This is a genomic window from Ruegeria sp. P10, assembly GCF_056534925.1.
Window position 1 is genome coordinate 1 of the sequence record NZ_JBQERJ010000022.1, and the last position, 2,500, is coordinate 2,500.

The following is a 2,500-nucleotide window of genomic DNA, read 5'->3' on the forward strand; positions in this document are numbered from 1 at the left end:
TTGGTTGCGGGAGTAGGATTTGAACCTACGACCTTCAGGTTATGAGCCTGACGAGCTACCGGGCTGCTCCATCCCGCGACAGTTTTTGTGACCTAGCGCTTACGCTACTTGAGGTCTTTGGTTGGCCTATCGCTTGCGCTATTTGAGGCCGGGTATTGTGTCATCGTGTTAGAGAGATATGGGCTTTTTCTAGGTTTGGCGGTGACCTACTCTCCCGGGGCTTAAGCCCAAGTACCATTGGCGCGGCAGTGCTTAACTTCCGGGTTCGGGATGGGACCGGGTGTTTCACTTGCGCTATGACCACCAAACCGAGGAAAAGCCCATGTCGACTTTTTTGCGGAGCAAGAAAGCGACGGTTGGCAGGCAGCGTATTCGCTTGCGAATGCGCGGTGCCACTCGGTTATATAATCAACCAACATCGCGGCTTGGCGCTGCGACGCTGTCCATAATCAAGGTCAGTGTATGCTTTTGGTGATTTGTCTTTCCATTACTGGATCAAATCAAGCCTATCGGGCGATTAGTACCGGTCAACTGAACGCATTGCTGCGCTTACATCTCCGGCCTATTGACGTGGTGGTCTTCCACGGCCCTCAGGGAGACCTTGTTTTGAGGGGGGCTTCCCGCTTAGATGCCTTCAGCGGTTATCCTGTCCGATCATAGCTACCCAGCACTGCCGTTGGCACGACAACTGGTCCACCAGTGGATCGTTCACCCCGGTCCTCTCGTACTAGGGGCAACTCCTCTCAAGTCTCCTACACCCACGGCAGATAGGGACCGAACTGTCTCACGACGTTCTAAACCCAGCTCACGTACCTCTTTAAACGGCGAACAGCCGTACCCTTGGGACCTGCTCCAGCCCCAGGATGAGATGAGCCGACATCGAGGTGCCAAACACTGCCGTCGATATGGACTCTTGGGCAGTATCAGCCTGTTATCCCCGGCGTACCTTTTATCCGTTGAGCGATGGCCCTTCCACTCGGGACCACCGGATCACTATGGCCGTCTTTCGACTCTGCTCGACTTGTCAGTCTTGCAGTCAGGCTGGCTTCTGCCATTGCACTCAACGAGCGATTTCCGACCGCTCTGAGCCAACCTTCGCGCGCCTCCGTTACGCTTTAGGAGGCGACCGCCCCAGTCAAACTACCCGCCACGCAGGGTCCCGGATCCGGATAACGGACCGCGGTTAGACATCAAGAGTGCGAAGGGTGGTATCTCAAGGGAGGCTCCACAGGTACTTGCGTTCCTGCTTCAAAGCCTACCACCTATCCTGCACATCACAATCCTGATGCCAGTGCGAAGCTGTAGTAAAGGTGCACGGGGTCTTTCCGTCTAACCGCGGGAAGCCTGCATCTTGACAGGCAATTCAATTTCGCTGAGTCGATGTTGGAGACAGCGGGGAAGTCGTTACGCCATTCGTGCAGGTCGGAACTTACCCGACAAGGAATTTCGCTACCTTAGGACCGTTATAGTTACGGCCGCCGTTTACCTGGGCTTCAATTCAAGGCTCTCACCTCTCCTTTTAACCTTCAGGCACCGGGCAGGCGTCAGACCCTATACGTCGTCTTGCGACTTCGCAGAGCCCTGTGTTTTTAATAAACAGTCGCCACCCCCTGGTTTGTGCCCCCAGCCCCTAGTTGCCTAGGAACCGGGCCTCCTTCTCGCGAACTTACGGAGGTATTTTGCCGAGTTCCTTCAACATCGTTCTCTCAAGCGCCTTGGTATGCTCTACCAGTCCACCTGTGTCGGTTTAGGGTACGGTCTGATGGAGGGCTATTTCCAGGAACCACTCAGCAGCCCAATCAATCCGATAAGATTGAACTACACCTGTGATCCGTCACATCCTCCTGGCCTAGGAATATTAACCTAGTTCCCATCGCCTACGCCTTTCGGCCTCGGCTTAGGGGCCGGCTTACCCTGCTCAGATTAGCTTTAAGCAGGAACCCTTGGACTTTCGGCGAGAGTGTCTCTCACACTCTTTGTCGCTACTCATGTCATCATTCTCACTAGTGATCTCTCCACCGGATCCCTCACAGGCCGGCTTCATCGAAAGAACTCTATCCTGCGCTACCGCCTATTCGGCTACTTGAGCGCGACTACTCGCGCCACATAACCGGCGGCAATACAGGATGAGTTCTATGTCACACTACGCTCTGCTACCATGCCTTACGGCATCCTAAGCTTCGGCTCATGGCTTGAGCCCCGTTACATCTTCGCCGCAGGACAACTTGTTTAGACCAGTGAGCTGTTACGCTATCTTTAAAGGATGGCTGCTTCTAAGCCAACCTCCTGGTTGTTTTGGTCGTCCCACCTGCTTTCCCACTTAGCCATGAATTGGGGGCCTTAGCTGTAGGTCAGGGTTGTTTCCCTCTCCACTACGGACGTTAGCATCCGCAGTGTGTCTGCCATCTAGTACTCCCGGGTATTCGGAGTTTGGTTAGGATCAGTAAGCCTGTGGGGCCCCATTACCCATCCAGTGCTCTACCCCCCGGGGTATTCGGAT

1 tRNA gene and 2 rRNA genes (1 of these 3 cut by a window edge) are annotated in these 2,500 nt (G+C 54.6%); all 3 read right to left on the bottom strand.

Annotated elements, in window-relative coordinates:
* Nucleotide 1 precedes the first annotated feature (1 nt).
* A tRNA-Met gene (locus ACR0FB_RS20555) sits at nucleotides 2-78 on the bottom strand.
* A 115-nt stretch (nucleotides 79-193) separates the two neighbouring features.
* A 5S ribosomal RNA gene (gene rrf / locus ACR0FB_RS20560) occupies nucleotides 194-308 on the bottom strand.
* Nucleotides 309-496: 188 nt separating this feature from the next.
* Nucleotides 497-2,500, bottom strand: a 23S ribosomal RNA gene (locus ACR0FB_RS20565); it runs 862 nt beyond the window's last position.